We start from the raw sequence: 15,803 nt of genomic DNA, 5'->3' as shown, positions 1-15,803 counted from the left end.
TTCCAGTTAACCAATAGGTGAAACCATGCCCGTCATAGAGGTTGAGAACGTTAGGAAGTACTACGGAGAAGTTAGGGGCGTTGATGGTCTGAGCTTCTCCGTCGAGAGGGGCGAAATCTACGGGTTCCTTGGTCCTAACGGGGCTGGGAAGACCACGACCGTCAAAATTCTGGTGAAAATCCTGAGGGACTATGAAGGGACCGTCAAAATCCTTGGAAGGAACCTCCGCGAATGGGGGAAGGAGTACTACAACAGAATCGGCGTCTCCTTCGAGTTTCCTGCCGTTTACTCACGTCTCACTGCCCTCGAAAACCTTGAGTTCTTTGCGAGCTTTTACAGAAAGCACCTCGACCCCCTGGAGGTTCTCAAGGTTGTCGGGCTTGAAAACGAGGCAGATAAACTCGTCTCCGGCTTTTCCAAGGGAATGAAGAAGAAGCTCGATCTGGCGAGGGCTCTGCTCCCGGATCCGGAAATCCTCTTCCTTGACGAGCCCCTCGAAGGCCTCGACCCGGCGAGCGCAAGGAGGATAAAAGACCTGCTCCTTGAGATGCGCGAAAACGGGAAGACGATCTTTCTGACCACCCACAACATGTACGTCGCCGATGAGCTCTGCGACAGGGTTGCGTTCATTGTGGACGGAAAGATAGTCCTCGTTGGAAATCCGGGCGAGCTGAAGGTGAGGATGGGTAAGCGCCTGATCAAGATCGAGTATGTGGCCAGCGGTGATGTGAGGACCGCCGAGTTCCCGCTTGAGAACCTTGGAGGAAACGAGGAGTTCCTGAGAATCCTGCGGGAGCATGAGATAAGGCGCATAAACACTGAAGAACCAACACTCGAGGACATCTTCCTGAAGGTCACGGGGAGGAGGCTCGTATGATAAGTCAGCTGGTGGGAGTGGACATCAAGGTCGGAACGAGGGGCTACGTCTATCCGATATACCTGCTCGTGGCTTTAGCTTATGGCCTTATGGTGATGGCGTTTCCAGAGGGGTACCGCTCAACCGTCGTTCCCCTCTTCCTCATCCTTGAGCCCGGGATGGTCGGCTTCACCTTCGTCGGCACGGCCATCTTCGCGGAGAAGAAAGACGGAACGATAGGCGCTTTGGCGGTTACGCCACTCGACTGGAGGGCTTACATCCTCGCCAAGGCTCTCCTCATGGCGCTGGTTTCTCTCCCGGCGGCAGCGCTTATATTCTGCCTCGGCACACGCTCCCTGAACGGGCTTCCCTACGTTTTGGCAGGTACCCTGTTAGTTTCGGTAGTCTATACGCTCCTTGGCATAGCAATAGCCTCAAAATACCGCGATTTAGACGACTACTTCGTGCCGCTCCTCGGCGTCATGGTGCTCTCCCTCCTGCCCTTCGCCCACTATCACGGCTACCTGACGGACGGGATATGGAAGGTTCTCTACGTCATCCCGAGCTATCCTGCGCTCTACTTCTTCAGCGCCCCCTTCGGAGGGGTTTCGGCGGAAAACCTTCTGTGGTCGGCGCTTGGTCTGATGGTGTGGGGTATCGTGGCGTATTACCTCGCAAGGGTTCGCTTTTACAGGTACGCGGTGGAGGGAGTGAGATGAGCTTTGTGCGAAAATTCGCTGCCATATACAGGACCGACCTCAAACTGCTCCGCAGGGACCCGATGCTCCTATACAGCGTGGGGATGACTTTGGTGCTCCTCTTCATCGTCCGCTACTTCAAGGATCGCATGGGCGAGCTTTACTACGGGATAGCTCTCTTCGTGCTGATATTCATACCCATGATATTCGGCATGATTCCCGGCTTTATGATGGCCGACGAGAAGGAGGAGAAGACGGTTCAGGCTTTGCAGGTCATGCCGATTTCCAGCGAGGCGTTTTTGGTTTACAGGCTCACGTGGGCTTCGTTAGTGACCGTGGCCTTTACGGTGATAGCGCCTCATGTTCTCGACATGGAGATTCCCTGGAAGGGAGTTCTGGCTCTGGCCGTTCTCTTCCTGCTGGAGGTCTGGATCTATGGACTGCTGATAACCATCTTCGCCGAATCCAGAATGCAGGCTATCACAGTCTCCAAGATTCTCGGCTGGCTCCTGATCCTTCCGGTGGCGGTAAAGCTCGTTGTCCTCTGGAGGGATCTCTCAACGGACTGGAGCAAGCTCACGGCGTTTTTGCCGACGTACTGGACGTACAGGGTCTTCGAGGGCATAGCTCTAAACGACTACAGCGATTTCCCGATGGCGGTGCTCGTGCATCTGGCCTGGCTGGTCCCGCTGGTGGTACTCTTCCGGAGGAGGGTGCTTTGAGACCCAGGGAGCGTTCGTGTTCACTTGTTTACTTCGGTTTTTGATTTAAACAGCCAGCAAAACTGCTGCTGGAATAACGGAATACTGCGGGAAAGTCATATAAAGAGAATACTGCTAAGGGCTAGGACTGGGGAACTCCCAGAGCATTGTTGTTATCGATCAGCGCTGGGGGAGGGGCATGCAGACATTTAAGAGAAAAATTATCGGACTTCTGATTCTCACTATCTTTTTTTCAGGCCTGATCACACTTGTCTATTCCCAGGAACCAAAGCAATGTCCCTCTAATGGCACGTGGATAGATCCGCACGGTTTTACAACAACGTGCAACGTTCCCGACTGTTATGAAGCAATGGGAAGAATCAGCAAATGGATTTCATTAACTTTGATGGTGTTGATCGCTTATCTCGCGGGGCTTGGGGCAAGGAGCGGACTCAATGCGAACAAAGCACTGTTTCGGATTGGGATATACCTGACTTTCATAAGTGTCGTATTTGCATCGGAACTTTCAAAGGTGCCTGAAGGGAGCTGTCTGACATTGAAGCCGGTGGCCTACGCAATGGCGATGACGGGTTCCTTCCTTGTGGTTTGGTTCCGTGGAGCGTAAGAAGAGAAACGAAATTGGGGGAAGAAGCTCACTCGAGCTTCTTGTGGCAGAACCACCAGTCGTAGCACTCGATCTCTCCGCGGGCCTTGGCCTCCTCGCGCTCCTTGATGGCGTCGACGGTTCCGGCCGGCGGGACGATGGCGCGGTCGCCGATGAGCTCGTTGTTGGGCCACTTGTGCGGCAGGGCGACGCCCTTCTCGGTGCTGACCTTGAGGGCCTTGACGAGCCTGAGTATCTCGTCCCAGTCCCTGCCGACCTCGGCCGGGTAGTAGACTATCGCCCTTATGACGCCCTTGTCGTCGACGACGAAGACGGCCCTCGCTGTAATGGTGGCGCCGCTCGGGATCATGCCGAGGGCCTCGGCGAGGTCACCGCGGTCGTCCGCTATGACCGGGAAGGTTATCTCCTCTCCGAGGTTCTCCTTGATCCACTCCATCCACTTGAGGTGGCTGAAGACCTGATCAACGCTCAGCCCTATCGGCTCGACGCCGAGCTTCCTGAACTCTTCAACCCTCTTCTGCATGGCGTAGAACTCGGTCGTACAGACCGGGGTGAAGTCAGCCGGGTGGCTGAAGAGTATGAACCACTTGCCCTTCTCGGCGAAGTAGTCCGGCAGCTTTATCCTGCCGTGGGTGGTGTTGACCTCAACCTCTGGGAACTTTTCTCCTATGACGACCATCTTACATCACCTCTTCCTTTTCCTGTGTCGTCTTCACTATAAACCTCACTGGTTCGAATATATAAACCTTTCGGTTCGCTTAACGGGCAATTTCTTGTCGGATATCCAAACAGTTTAAGAGGCTCGCGTTAGGACTGCAAAGAATGCCCTTCATTGGTTGTCACTCTGAAAAACAGGCCTAACAGCATTTGTCAAAAATCTCGAAGAAAAAATCTATTTTCGCCTCAAACCTTCCTGACATCGACCCAGGTTGAATGATACGCCGAGCCGTTTCCGTACTTTTCTACGGTGTCATCGGCCGTCAGGAAATTGGCGTTCCAGCCGAGAAGCTTTACCCAGAATGCTTTGTAGAGCAGGACCACCTTTGATGGAACGTCCCCGCTGAGCCTTGCCGTCGTTTTTATCCTGCCGTAGTCGTTGAAGACCTCGACTGTGTCACCGTCGCCTATTCCTCTCTCCTTTGCGTCGGCGGGGTTGATGTAAAGGTTCGGGTCAATCATGTTGTAGGTGTTGTGGTACTGGCTCGTTATCGTCATTCTGTGGGTTGGCGTGAGGAGGCGAAGCGGATACTTTCCTTCGAACTTCCTGTACCCGGGAAACGGGCTTAAGCCCCTCTCCATCGCTCTCTGGGAGTAGAACTCGATCTTCCCGCTCGGTGTTTTCCACTTTCTCGGCCTCTCTGGAACTTTGACGAAACCCTTAGCCTTAAGCTCCTCCCAGCTCAGACCGTTGATTTCGAGGACTTTTCTAATGACTTCCTCGTCGCTCTCGTGGATGTGGGGGTTCTCAACGCCCAAGGCCTTGGCTAGGAGTCTTGTGACTTCGCTGTTGCTCTTCCCGTGAAGCCTCGCAACCGGTTCATTTAGGGCCACGTAGCGGTGGTAGTAGCTGTCCGCTATATCAAGACGCTCGAAGAATGTGTTTGCCGGCAGCACCACGTCCGAGTACAGGGCCGTGTCAGTCAAGAATATGTCGTGCGTAACCACGAAAACGTCGTTCTCAATCAGCGCTCTCCTCAGCCGGTTCTGGTTCGGCAGGCTTGCGAGGGGGTTGGAGTTGTAGACGTAGAGGAACTTAATCTCTCCCCGCTCGATGTACTCGGCCAGCTTCATCTGGGGGATTCTCCTGGCGGGCTTCGTTCTCAGGAACGCGCCTTCGGCGTAGCTTTTATCTATCGTCTTCATGTCGTAGATGAAGCCAAAGCGGTGGCCTACTAGCGCGGGAAGAATCGAAATCGCCCTGACGGCTTCGCCGCCCATCAGGGAGCGCTGGAAGCCGTAGCCGATGTGAATTGCGCCCCTCTTTTCGGCGAATTCCCTCGCGAAGGTCTCTATCTCCTCAACCCCCACCCCAGTCTCCTCACTTACATAATCAAGCGATAATGTTTTTACATAATTCCTGAATTCTTCAAAACCATAAACGTTCTCGCGGACGAAAGCTTCCTCGTAGAGCCCTTCCTCGATTATAACCTTCGCAACTCCGAGGGCGAAGAGGACGTCGGTGTCGGGCTTTATTTGATAAAACCTGTGTGAGCGCCTGGCGGTTTCGGTTCTTACAACATCAACCGTCCAGATTTCAAGTCCGTGCCGCTTCGCCAGCGTGAAGCCGTGCAGGTTCGTCCAGAAGGCGTTGATGCCCCAGTAAACGATAAGCCTCTGGTTCCTGAGCTTTTCAGGGCCCATGCCAACGGCCGTCCCGTAAACGTCCCTCAGCGCCTCCTGCCCGGCCCTGTCGCAGATTCCGTAGTCGAGCATGGCAGTGTTGAGGTAGTGGAAAAGCCTGAGAGGGAAGGCGTAGTTAACAACTCCCCTGTCACCGGCGTACTGGTAAACGAGAACGCTCTCGCTTCCGTGTTCTTCGATCGTCTCCCTCAGCTTTTTGGCAACGAGTTCAATAGCTTCCTCCCAGCTCGTCTCCCTGAAGTTCCCACTCCCCTTTTCGCCCGTCCTTATGAGCGGCCTTTTGAGCCTGTCCTCAGCGTGGAACCACCTCGGGAGAAGTGCCCCCTTCGGACAGAGGAATCCGGCCGTTATCGGGTGCTCCGGATTGCCCCTAACCTTGAGCCTTCCGTCCTTAAGCTCGCTCACCATCGAGCAGGTGTCGTAGCAGTCGCGCATGCAGACGGAGAAGGACATAGGCATCACGGGGCAATTCTTATTCTCTCCGCCGCGTCCCTCTCGACGAGGACCTTTCCGAGGCTCCGGGGGATTATGACGAGGTCGCCCGCCCTGAAGGGTCCATATTCCCTCAGCTCAGGGTCGAGTATCTTCGGCAGATTAACCTTGATTATGTACGCCTCGCTCGGGGCCGTTCGTTTCAAGGGCTCGGCCGGGCTCTCCGGGACCCTCTCAGGAAGTTTCTCTTCCGTGACCTCAGGAACGGCAATTTCCTCACGCTCAATGAAGGCCCTCAGAACTGTGAATATCTTCCTCTCCTCGGCCGTCAGCTCGCCAGGGATTCCCTCGACCGCCAGATCAACGATTTTATGGAGCCTGATTTTGATTATCTCACGCATGAGCTTCTCAGCTATTCCCAGCTGGGCCAGGTAGAGCCTCTCCTCGATGTCCTCGCCCCTCTCGCGGGAGCTCTCCGCGCCGAGCTTTAGGGCTTTAATTAGGCTGTCGAACTCATCGTAGAACTCCCCGTCCAGCTCCGTCAGTTCCGGCGATGAAAGCTCCGCTTCGAGCAGTTCCCTGAGCTTGACGATGTCCACGCCTACCACCAGCCGGACTAAATGGGATGAAAGGGGGAAGAAATCAGTCCTCGACGCGCGGGGCGAGGAGGAATATCAGCCTGCCCTCATCCCTTATCGGGTACTCCATCTGGAGGGGCATCTCGTTGCCGAAGCGGATTATCACCTCGTCTGCCTTGCCGATGCCCTTAATCATGTCGGCCAGGTAGCTGATTCCGTAGGCGCTCCTGGTTTCCTCCTCAACCTCAAGGTCGAGCAGGCCTTCGTCCTCAAGGGTGAGCTTAATCTCGACCTCGTTGGTCTCTCCCTCCGCCTTCATAACGAACTCGTTCTCGGTGGCTATGAACTTCATGGCATCGCTGACGAGGGAAGCGTCCTTGACGGCCTCCTTGAGAACCTCTCCGAGGACGACGACCTTGGCGGTGAAGGGAAGCTCCGGAAGGTCGAGCTCGAGCTCCTCAACCTCGATGAGCGGGAGCTTGAAGGTTCTCTTTGCCGTTCCCTCGAAGGTAATCTCAAGGAAGTTCTCGTCGCCCTTCCTGAGAATGAGCGTGTCCTTGTTCTTGCCACGCTTGAGTATCTTCTTGAAGTGGTCCATGTTGATTCCTATAGTTTCCTCTTCCTCCACCTCGTACTTGGAGAAGATGCTCTCCGGGAGATTTAGGTCGATGAGAACGACCCTGCTCGGGTCCATCGCGCGCATGCTTATACCTTCCTCGGTTATCTTGAAAGCCGCCTCGTCGATGAGGTTGCTCGCGGTGGCTATAAGATCGGCAAAGTCCTTGGCACCGTCAAAAACTATCTCGAACGGCATCTTTACCCCTCCTTCTCCAGTATACCAAGCATCAGCCTAACCCTCTCTTTTCCGCGGAATAAATAAGCTTTTCCGTTGTCGGTGTCGGGTATCCTCCTGTAGGCCTCCTCAAGCTCCTTCAGTGCCTTCTCCGCGAGCTTTTTGAGGGTCTCCTGCTCAAGCTCTGAAAGCCCGCTCACTCGTAGGCCCTCCAGACGTGGCCGCACTTGGTGCACCGGTAGAATATGGTGCTCGGCTCATCGCCGGCCCTCGTCTGCATCTCCCACCAGTAGGCGGTATCGTTGCCGCACTTCGGGCAGGTGACCTTGGTGGTCGGCAGGGTCGTGACGTCCTGCTCGACGACGATGATTCCCTCGTCGGGCTTGTGCTCGACCTTCTGGGTTATCCTGGTCTTTTCCCGATCCTTCTGCTCGTCAAAGGGTTCCTCATAACCGCATGAGCGGCATACCCATACCTTCCTCTTCCTGTCCGGGAGCATGAGGTTACCGCACTTCGGGCAGAACTTCATTTTTTCACCTCCTTCAGCCGGGGGTTCGGTATGTGGGAGGAGAATAAAAAGTTTTGCCAGGTCAGCCGGAGACGACGTCGAACTCAGCCCCGGCCTTGACGGTCACGTTTTCCAATATGACCGTCTTGACTACCCTGTAATGACCCGGTTCGAGGCCCAGGTCCGAGAGCTTGACCCGCTGCTCCCACTTCTCTCCGGGCTTTATCACGACCGCCACCTCGATGAACATCAAATCGACCGGGACTTCCTTCCACTCACCGTCCTCCAGGCGGTAGATGCTGATGGGGTAGCTCGTGGTGGCGTTGATACTGGCACTGTTGATGACCGTGAGGGTCATCACGTCGCTGGGGGTGTAGCTGCTCTTGTCGAGCTTCAGAACGATTCCTTCACCGTTCGGAAGGTTTCGCGCTCCATCGCTCCCGCCTTCACCGCTCGAGGCTATGTAGTACCCGAGGGGAATCAGAAGGACTATCAGCAGGACCGGGAGAACCTTCCTCACACACATCACCTGGAGAAGGTACGCGGAGGAGCTTTTAACGGTTCCCAACGCTTCAAACTGGATTGCAGTAAAAGGGAAGAAAAGAGATCACTCCCTCATAGGGAGCCCGTGGTCGAAGGAGTAGTAGACCCTCTGGAAGTTCATCCTGAAGTAGAAGACGTCGCGCTCGACCTTCTTCGGGTCCTCCCTGTCGATGAGGACGCGCTTGATGAAGTGCGCTATCTCCTTCATGTCGTCCTCCATCATTCCAACGCGGGTCATCTCCTGGACACCTATGCGCAGGCCGCTCGGCTTCTCGACCTTCTCAAGCGGGTCCCAGGGCAGGAGGTTCTTGTTGAGGATTATACCTGCCTCCTCGAGGAGCGGGGCCGCCCAGCCGCCGGCGGCCTCGTGGAGGTCGCTGACGTCAACGATGACCTGGTGGCTCTCGGTGTAGCCCTTGTCCTCACCGATGACCTTGAAGCCCTCCTCTGCCAGAGCCTCGGCCAGGGCCTTGGCGTTCTTGACGACCTGGGCCGCGTACTTCTCACCGTACTCTAGCATCTCGGCCGCGGTGAGGGTCTTTCCGGCCATGTGGTGGAGGTGGTGGTTGCTCAGCACTCCCGGGAAGATGGCCCACTGGAGCTTGGCTATCTCCTCGGTCTCTCCAAAGCGCTTGTAGATTATGACACCGCCCTGTGGTCCCGGGAAGGTCTTATGGGTCGAAGCGGTGATTATGTCAGCGCCCTCGCGGAGCGGGTCCTGGAACTGCTTGCCGGCTATGAGGCCAAGAACGTGGGCACCGTCGTACATGACGTAGGCGCCGACCTCCTTGGCGACCGGCGCGAGCTCCTTGACCGGGTGCGGGAACGGGAAGAGCGAGCCACCGAAGACGACTATCTTGGGCTCGAGCTCGCGTATGAGCTTCTCGGCCTTGTCAACGTCGATGTTGAACTCCTCGTTGTCGAAGGGCCAGGTGTGGACCTCAAGGCCGCGCATTCCGGCGGCACCGAAGGGCATGTGGCTTATGTGTCCGCCGTGGCTGGTGTGGAGAACGATGGCCTTGTCGCCCGGCTGGGTGAGGCCGAAGAAGACCGCCTGGTTGGCGTTGGTTCCGGAAATCGGCCTGAGGTCGGCGAAGTCGCTTCCGAAGAGCTTGGTGAACAGCTCGACGCCGATGAGCTCGACCTCATCAACGTATTTGCAGCCCTGGTAGTAGCGGGCCCTGGGCCAGCCCTCGGCGTACTTGTGCATGAAACCGCTCGCCACCGCGCGGGTGACGCTCGGAGAAGTCACGTTTTCACTGGCAATGAGGTTTATCGTGTGCTTCCTCCACTTCTCGTGGTCCTCAAGAAAGTCCATAACCCTGTCGCGGTATGCTTTGTATCCTTCAGCCATGTGGAACACCTCGATGAGGATTTGAGCGCTGGGAATATAAATCTTACCGCATGTGTTCACGTGTACAGAAAAGGACAGCCCGCTGCAGCTAATGATGCAGGGATGAACCGGTTTAAAAAGTTGGGGGGGTCAGCGGCGGAGCTTCGCCGCGAGCCACATCAGTATCGGCAGCACTATGAACGCCAGCATGTCGCCGGTGTCGCCCGCGAACGCAAGCACGTCGGCGAAGTTTCTGACGCCGGCGAAGTAAACCAGGGCCGGGGGAACGACGGTCAGGGCCCACGCCACGGGCTTCCTCAGCTTCACGAACTCCTCGGTGTTGCTCTGCTGTGCGAGGGCTATGCCGATGTAGCTCGTGGTTATCGCGAGGAGCGGTATGAGGTTTCCGATCACCCTCCCGAGGTGGCCGTAGAGCAGCTCAAGCCCCTGCGTGGCTATCTCCGGGGTTTCCCTCCCGAAGACCAGCAGGAACGCCGCCATGAAGACCGCGTAGATGACCGTCGGGATGAGGAAGGCCAGCACGAGCACTTTCTTCGTTTCCTCGTAGCTCCCGAGTCCCTTGTAGACGTCCGGAATTATCGTGTGGCAGCCGAGGGCGAAGATGGCGACGCCCGTTATGCTGAGCAGTCCTGAGAGGTCGGTGTAGAGGCCGTTCTCAAGCTCGGCGTGGGGAACCAGCATCAGGGTGACACCGATGAAGAGCGCCAGCATCACGTAGCTCATTATCAGCTCGGTCTTCCCGCTCGCCTCGAGGCCGCGGTAAACGACGAAGGAAGCGAGGACCCAGAATATCGCCGCGCCGATGGTGTCGCTGACCCCGAAGAGGCTCGCGAAGACGCTTCCCATTCCGGCAATATACGCCAGTATGGCCCCGAAGCTCATTATAAAGATGCTCAGGTACATCAGCCAGCCGCCGGCCTTTCCGAGGGTCCTGTTGGCGATGGTGCTCATCTGCGCTCCGCCCATCTCGGCCGAGAACCTGAGAACTATGAACGCCGTCGCTAGCATGAGGAGCATAACACCCGTGAGAACCCCCAGTGCGGGGATGAGGCCGACCTTGCTCGCCGCGTAGGGCAGGCCGAGAACCCCCGCCCCTATCTGGGTACCGACGAGTATTGCCAGCGCCTCGTTCTTCGTGATGTGGGTCTTTTCGACCCGTATCGTGCTCGTCCTTATCGCCGCGGCCCCCTTCCGCTTCCTCATGAGCTGTATCAGCGCGGCCTTCCTTCTTAGCTTCTTCCGTCTCGCCAGTGCCTGCCTCTCGGCGTAGTACCTTCCGTGTGATGTGGTGACCTTTTTCCTTGGGGTTCCATCTGTTACGGGCATAGGCTCACCTCCCGGCGGATGTGTCCATGGATACAATTTAAACCCTCGCACGGAAACTTGAATCCTGCTTCAAAGATTATTCGGGTGGGGGCTGGTGGACCCTAAACGGTGGGGAGAATTTTTAAGGATATCCGAGCTATGTTGGAACATGATAGAGGAGGCTGCAAAACTCCTGGCCCGTTCGAGGTTTGCGATTGCTTTTACCGGTGCTGGAATAAGCGCTGAGAGCGGTGTTCCTACCTTCAGGGGATTCAACGGCCTGTGGAAGAAGCACCGTCCTGAGGAGCTTGCGACCCCCGAGGCCTTCAGCAGGGATCCCCGCCTCGTCTGGGAGTTCTACAGGTGGCGCATGGACCTGATACGAAAAGCCAGGCCCAACAGGGCCCACCACGCCCTGGCCGAGCTTGAGAGTATGGGCATTCTGAAGGCGGTGATAACTCAGAACGTCGACGACCTTCACCGCGAGGCGGGAACGGGGAACCTCATCGAGCTTCACGGCAACATCTTCCGCGTTAGATGCACATCCTGCGGTTACGGGGAGTACCTCAAGGAGAGCGGAAGGCTGGAGGAGTTCCTGACCGAGAAGGAACTTCCCAGGTGTCCGCACTGTGGCTCCCTCCTGCGGCCGGACGTTGTGTGGTTCGGGGAACCCCTCCCGAGGAGCGCCCTCAACGGGGCCTTCAGGCTCGCCGAGAGGGCGGACGTTGTTCTGGTCATAGGCACCAGCGGCGTCGTCTATCCCGCCGCATACATCCCCCAGATAGTGAAGGAAACCGGCGGGCGGGTTATCGAGATAAACACCGAGGAGAGCGGAATAACGCCCATAGCCGACGTTTTCCTGCGCTGTCCCGCCGGCGAGGCCATGGAGAAGCTCATGCCGAGAATCAAGGGGCTGATATGATGGGCGGCAGGATTCTGGTTGTCGGGTTCACGCCGGACGAGGTGGAGAAACTGCAGAAAGCCCTCCCGGTCCCTGTTTTTGAGGTTCCGGAGTACTGCAGGGACTGGGTTGTGAGTGAGGTGGTTGATAGGGCGGAGGGGCTGAGCGGCTCGAGCTACTGGCACCTCAGGAAGTTCGTGATAATGCACGACGTTGATAACGAGACCCTGAAGGGCATCATAGGAACCGTTAAGTCGCTCGACATCGGCAGGGTCATCTTTGCAACGACAACCGAGACCTCCCTCACATGGAGACTTGAAGACCTTCTCAACGAGCTGATGGCCGAGGACGAGTACTTCAAAGCAGCGCGCTGGGCGCGCGAGGAGGCGAAGAAGCGGAAGGGGCCCTTCCTCGACATTGGGAATGGGTGAACCACCCGCCCGAAAGGTTAAATATCCCGAACGAGTAGAGTGCGGTGGGTGAAGGGATGATAAAGGTCGTGTTCTTTGACCTGGACGACACGCTCGTGGATACGAGCAGGCTGGCCGAGATGGCGCGTCGAAACGCGATAGAGAACATGGTGCGTCACGGTCTGCCGGTTGACTTTGATATCGCTTATCAGGAGCTCCTTGAGCTTATATCCGAGTACGGGAGCAACTTCAGCAGGCACTTCGATTACCTGCTCCGGCGTCTCGACCTGCCCAGCAATCCGAAATGGGTAGCCGCCGGCGTCATAGCGTACCACAACACCAAGTTTGCATATCTCAGGACCGTTAAGGGCGTGAGGAGGGTTCTCCTCGATCTCCAGAGGGCCGGCTACCGGCTCGGGATAATAACCGACGGCGACCCCATAAAGCAGTGGGAAAAGATTCTCCGCCTCGAGCTCGATGCCTACTTCGACGAGGTGTTCATATCCGACTACCTCGGCGTCAAGAAGCCCCACAGAAAGATATTCGAGAAGGCCCTGAAGAAGATGGGAATCGAACCCAGTGAGGCCGTGATGGTCGGCGACAGGCTCTACTCCGACATCTACGGGGCGAAGCAGGTGGGGATGAACACTGTCTGGTTCCGCTACGGGAAGCGCGCTGATAAAGAGCTTGAGTACATCGACTACGCGGACTTTACAATCGACAGCCTCGAGGAAGTGCCCAGAATAGTGAGGGGACTGAGCGATGAAGAGGGGGAAGAGCGTTCAGATTAGGAAGTTCATGCTGATTGATAGCTCATACAAGTCGAGGATCCTCCGCGGCGACAAGGTGACCACGATACGCTACGGCGACTACGAGGCGAAGCCGGGGAGCGAGATCTACCTCGTGATAACGCCGAGCGACACCGCCATAGCCAAGGTGAAGATAACGAAGGTCGAGAAAAAGAAAGTTAAGGAACTCACCAACGAAGATGCCAGACTCGACGGCTTCTCCGATGTCAGGGAACTCGTCAGGGAGCTGGGCAAAATCTATGGCGAGCTCCACGGCGACGACGAGGTTACGATAATAGGCTTTGAGGTGGTCAAGCGCTTTGATGACGGGATTCCTCTGAAGTGGCTCAAGGGCCTCAACTACCGCGAGCCGGCGGAGATAGCGCGCCTTTACCTCGAAAACAGGGAAAAGCTCAACCTCAACCGAGAAACCGACTTCATAATGCGCCGTATCTACAACGAGGGCCTCGGAAGGGCCGTCAGGACCTTCGGGCCAAAGAAGGTTCAGGGGGCGCTCCTCAAGACCTACCACGCGCTCTACGAGGCGGGGGTAATCTGAGTCCGTGAGAGAAAAGCTTTTTTACGGCTTCATCTTTCTTTAAACGCCATGAAGGGGGTTAAGTTCGACGCCAAATTCACCACGCTCACGGTCGGGGTCCTTGTCGTTCTGGTTCTCCAGGAGGCCGGGTTACTCTACGGAATCAACGAACGGGTCAACTCAAGTCTTCCCCTCATCGACACTCCCCTGATGAACTTTCTAACCGCCTTCGGCGGCGATATCTTTCTCTTCTCCTTCGCCGCCCTCGCGCTCTACCTCGACTGGAGGGATAAAGGGAGGCCCTCCCTGAAAACGGCCTCGTTTCTCTTGTCCATCGTCGTTGGCCTCGCCGCCGTTGGCGCTCTCAAGCTCATCTTCGCCGAGCCGAGGCCCATCGCCTACGGCTCTGGCGTGGGGGGCTACGCCTTCCCCTCAGGCCACGCCTTCAGGGCAGCGGTGATAGCGGCCTACGGCTCGGACAGGTGGAAGAAGTACGCCCCCCTGTTCTGGGCCTACGCTGGCGGAATAGCCCTCACCAGGCTCCTCCTCCACGTCCACTGGTTGGGCGACGTTCTCTTCAGCCTGCTTTTCGCCCCCTGGCTCTACCTCCTGCTCAAATCACTCCTCGGAGGGAGGTTTGAATGAACGGTTTCCTTGAGGTCTTCCTGCTCTCGCTGATTCCAACCTTTGAGGGGCGCTATGCCATAGTCTATGGCATCGGCATGGGCTATCCCCCCTGGGAAACGCTTTTGGCCGCTTCCCTCGGCGTTCTGCTCCTCTCGCTCGCCCTTCCGGCCGTTCTGCCATACATAGACAGGCTGATGCTCTGGCTTGAGGGAATCTTTCTCCGGAAAATCGCTCACCTCTACCTGTACTACGTCGAGCGGGTCAGGAAGAAGGCCCACCCCTACGTGGAGAAGTGGGGCTTCATCGGGCTGACTCTCTTCGTCGCGATACCCCTCCCGGGGACGGGCATATGGACGGGGGCTTTGGCCGCTTACCTGCTCGGGATAGAGAAGAGACAGACGGTTCCGGCGTTGATCCTCGGCGGGCTCTTGAGCATGGCGATAACGCTCCTCCCAGCGCTGGGGCTTTTTGGGTAGAAAAAGGAGAAGCTCAGGTAAGGCTTCTTCCCATAGTCTCTTCTCCCAGCGCTAAGACGTCCAGCGCGCCGATTATCGCCACCACAGCAATCACGAGGACAGCCAGGGCGCTCCCGCTCAGCTCCATTATCCTGCCGGCCAGTATCGGGGCTATCCCTCCGCCTATCCTCGCCATCGCCCCGGCCCAGCCTGTTCCGGTGCCCCGGACCGCAGTGGGGTAAAGCTCCGGCGTGTAGGCGTATATAGCCCCCCAGGCGCCGAGGTTGAAGAAGCTGAAGGCTACCGCGCTCGCGATTATCGCAGTTTCGTTTCCTGAGTTCGCCGCGAAGTAGAAGCCGACGCCGGCTGTTCCCGAAAGCAGCAGGTAGTAGGAGAGGGTTTTCTTCCTCCCAATCCTCTCAAGGAGGTAAGCGGCGCTCCAGTAGCCGGGCAGCTGAGCTATCGCCGTGATGATGAAGTACTGGAAGCTCTTGAAGACTGTGATTCCGAGAGTCGAGGCCAGAAACTTTGGAAGCCAGATGAAGAAGCCGTAGTAGGCGAACGCTATGCTGAACCAGGCTATCGTGAGCATGAGCGTAACCCTTCCGTACTTTCTCCAGAGGTCCCCGACCGAGATTCTCTTTCCTTTCTCTGGCGTCTCAAGTTTAACATTCACCCCGAATATCTCCCTGATGGTCTCCTCGGCCTCCTTAACGCGCCCCTTGATGAGCAGGTAGCGGGGCGACTCCGGGAGCGTGAGGAGGAGCGGTAGGAGGAGTAATATCGCGCCGCCGAAGAGCAGGATGCCCCTCCAGTCGGCCCCGACGAGAATGGCCACGACGCCGATTATTATCGTGCCTATCGCCCAGAAGCTCTCAAGGATTGAAATCATTGCACCCCTTACCGAACGGGGCATGAACTCGGCGAAGTACGAGCTTGCAACGGGCAATGAACCGCCGAGACCAAGTCCCACAACGAAGCGCAGGGCTATGAGTTGATTGAGATTTGAAGCGAAGGAGCTGATTACCGAGCCGATGGAGAAGGTCCCGACCGCAAGGATGAGCGTTCGCTTCCGGCCTATCCTGTCCGAGAGGTAGCCGAAGAGCCACGCGCCGAAGAGCATGCCAAAGAGCGCGGCCGAGCCGAGGGAGCCGAGCTTTGCCAAACTGCCCTGAAAGGCCGGGTCGTTCTTGAGGAGTGCTATGACGAAGCCTGCTGAGATTGTGTTCACCGCTATGAACGCCCAAACCGTCCCGAGGATAGCCAAAAGCGTGTAGTGGAACTTATTCAACCGGGAGTTCTCTATGACCTCCACTCCTCACCACCCGCT

General features: G+C 56.9%; 20 protein-coding genes. 10 read left to right on the top strand and 10 right to left on the bottom strand.

Features of this window, described 5'->3' with window-relative positions; genetic code table 11:
- Positions 1-25: 25 nt before the first annotated feature.
- The 4 genes from E3E42_RS03130 (at position 26) to E3E42_RS03115 (ending at position 2,880) form a co-directional block, all read left to right on the top strand.
- Positions 26-877, top strand: a complete 852-nt coding sequence (locus tag E3E42_RS03130) for an ABC transporter ATP-binding protein (protein WP_167902678.1) — start codon at positions 26-28, stop codon at positions 875-877.
- The gene (locus E3E42_RS03125; protein WP_167902677.1) at positions 874-1,575 is read left to right on the top strand and encodes an ABC transporter permease; all 702 of its coding nucleotides are present in this window, start codon (positions 874-876) and stop codon (positions 1,573-1,575) included. Before E3E42_RS03130 ends, E3E42_RS03125 begins: the two co-directional genes overlap by 4 nt.
- Positions 1,572-2,276, top strand: a complete 705-nt coding sequence (locus E3E42_RS03120) for an ABC transporter permease (protein WP_167902676.1) — start codon at positions 1,572-1,574, stop codon at positions 2,274-2,276. Before E3E42_RS03125 ends, E3E42_RS03120 begins: the two co-directional genes overlap by 4 nt.
- A 178-nt stretch (positions 2,277-2,454) precedes the next feature.
- Entirely contained in the window at positions 2,455-2,880 is a 426-nt protein-coding gene (locus tag E3E42_RS03115; protein ID WP_167902675.1) for a hypothetical protein, read from the top strand.
- 28 nt (positions 2,881-2,908) lie between these two features.
- On the opposite strand, the gene E3E42_RS03110 is transcribed toward E3E42_RS03115, so the two are convergent.
- From E3E42_RS03110 to E3E42_RS03070, 9 genes are all read right to left on the bottom strand, one after another.
- Positions 2,909-3,559: a peroxiredoxin gene (locus E3E42_RS03110; protein ID WP_167902674.1), complete on the bottom strand. Its 651-nt coding sequence runs from the start codon at positions 3,557-3,559 to the stop codon at positions 2,909-2,911.
- Positions 3,560-3,783: 224 nt separating this feature from the next.
- Complete coding sequence (locus tag E3E42_RS03105; RefSeq protein WP_167903100.1) at positions 3,784-5,694, bottom strand: molybdopterin-dependent oxidoreductase; 1,911 nt, start codon at positions 5,692-5,694, stop codon at positions 3,784-3,786.
- A 5-nt stretch (positions 5,695-5,699) separates the two neighbouring features.
- Positions 5,700-6,272 (bottom strand): hypothetical protein, encoded by a 573-nt coding sequence (locus E3E42_RS03100; protein WP_167902673.1) that lies wholly within the window; start codon positions 6,270-6,272, stop codon positions 5,700-5,702.
- A 43-nt stretch (positions 6,273-6,315) separates the two neighbouring features.
- Positions 6,316-7,065 (bottom strand): DNA polymerase sliding clamp, encoded by a 750-nt coding sequence (locus tag E3E42_RS03095; protein WP_167902672.1) that lies wholly within the window; start codon positions 7,063-7,065, stop codon positions 6,316-6,318.
- 2 nt (positions 7,066-7,067) lie between these two features.
- Entirely contained in the window at positions 7,068-7,244 is a 177-nt protein-coding gene (locus tag E3E42_RS03090; protein ID WP_167902671.1) for a hypothetical protein, read from the bottom strand.
- Positions 7,241-7,573, bottom strand: a complete 333-nt coding sequence (locus tag E3E42_RS03085; protein WP_058937754.1) for a transcription factor S — start codon at positions 7,571-7,573, stop codon at positions 7,241-7,243. Before E3E42_RS03085 ends, E3E42_RS03090 begins: the two co-directional genes overlap by 4 nt.
- Before the next feature lie 61 nt (positions 7,574-7,634).
- Entirely contained in the window at positions 7,635-8,078 is a 444-nt protein-coding gene (locus E3E42_RS03080; protein ID WP_206206015.1) for an immunoglobulin-like domain-containing protein, read from the bottom strand.
- 81 nt (positions 8,079-8,159) lie between these two features.
- Positions 8,160-9,449 (bottom strand): serine hydroxymethyltransferase, encoded by a 1,290-nt coding sequence (glyA, locus tag E3E42_RS03075; RefSeq protein ID WP_167902670.1) that lies wholly within the window; start codon positions 9,447-9,449, stop codon positions 8,160-8,162.
- Between the two features lie 129 nt (positions 9,450-9,578).
- The gene (locus E3E42_RS03070) at positions 9,579-10,775 is read right to left on the bottom strand and encodes an aromatic amino acid transport family protein (protein WP_167902669.1); all 1,197 of its coding nucleotides are present in this window, start codon (positions 10,773-10,775) and stop codon (positions 9,579-9,581) included.
- 148 nt (positions 10,776-10,923) lie between these two features.
- On the opposite strand from E3E42_RS03070, the gene cobB reads away from it, so the two are divergent.
- Genes cobB through E3E42_RS03040 form a run of 6 tightly spaced genes read left to right on the top strand, consistent with a single transcriptional unit; the run spans position 10,924 to position 14,494 of the window.
- Positions 10,924-11,676 (top strand): NAD-dependent protein deacetylase, encoded by a 753-nt coding sequence (gene cobB, locus E3E42_RS03065; protein ID WP_167902668.1) that lies wholly within the window; start codon positions 10,924-10,926, stop codon positions 11,674-11,676.
- The gene (locus E3E42_RS03060) at positions 11,676-12,086 is read left to right on the top strand and encodes a DUF3783 domain-containing protein (RefSeq protein ID WP_167903096.1); all 411 of its coding nucleotides are present in this window, start codon (positions 11,676-11,678) and stop codon (positions 12,084-12,086) included. Before cobB ends, E3E42_RS03060 begins: the two co-directional genes overlap by 1 nt.
- A 56-nt stretch (positions 12,087-12,142) precedes the next feature.
- Positions 12,143-12,856, top strand: a complete 714-nt coding sequence (locus tag E3E42_RS03055; RefSeq protein WP_167903094.1) for a TIGR02253 family HAD-type hydrolase — start codon at positions 12,143-12,145, stop codon at positions 12,854-12,856.
- On the top strand, positions 12,828-13,412 hold the full coding sequence (locus E3E42_RS03050) for an ASCH domain-containing protein (RefSeq protein WP_167902667.1): 585 nt from the start codon (positions 12,828-12,830) through the stop codon (positions 13,410-13,412). Before E3E42_RS03055 ends, E3E42_RS03050 begins: the two co-directional genes overlap by 29 nt.
- A gap of 48 nt (positions 13,413-13,460) precedes the next feature.
- Entirely contained in the window at positions 13,461-14,036 is a 576-nt protein-coding gene (locus E3E42_RS03045) for a phosphatase PAP2 family protein (protein WP_167902666.1), read from the top strand.
- Positions 14,033-14,494, top strand: a complete 462-nt coding sequence (locus E3E42_RS03040) for a COG2426 family protein (RefSeq protein WP_167902665.1) — start codon at positions 14,033-14,035, stop codon at positions 14,492-14,494. The genes E3E42_RS03045 and E3E42_RS03040 overlap by 4 nt, the downstream gene beginning before the upstream one ends.
- A gap of 13 nt (positions 14,495-14,507) precedes the next feature.
- Here the strand turns inward: E3E42_RS03040 and E3E42_RS03035 are convergent, their stop codons facing one another.
- Positions 14,508-15,788 carry an MFS transporter gene (locus E3E42_RS03035; RefSeq protein WP_167902664.1) on the bottom strand — a complete coding sequence of 427 codons (1,281 nt, stop codon included), beginning with the start codon at positions 15,786-15,788 and terminating at the stop codon, positions 14,508-14,510.
- Positions 15,789-15,803 lie beyond the last annotated feature (15 nt).

The sequence above is a fragment of the Thermococcus sp. JdF3 genome (genome assembly GCF_012027495.1).
Lineage (GTDB): Archaea > Methanobacteriota_B > Thermococci > Thermococcales > Thermococcaceae > Thermococcus.
Note: the sequence above shows the minus strand (reverse complement) of the source record. Positions and strands in the feature narration are given on the sequence as shown.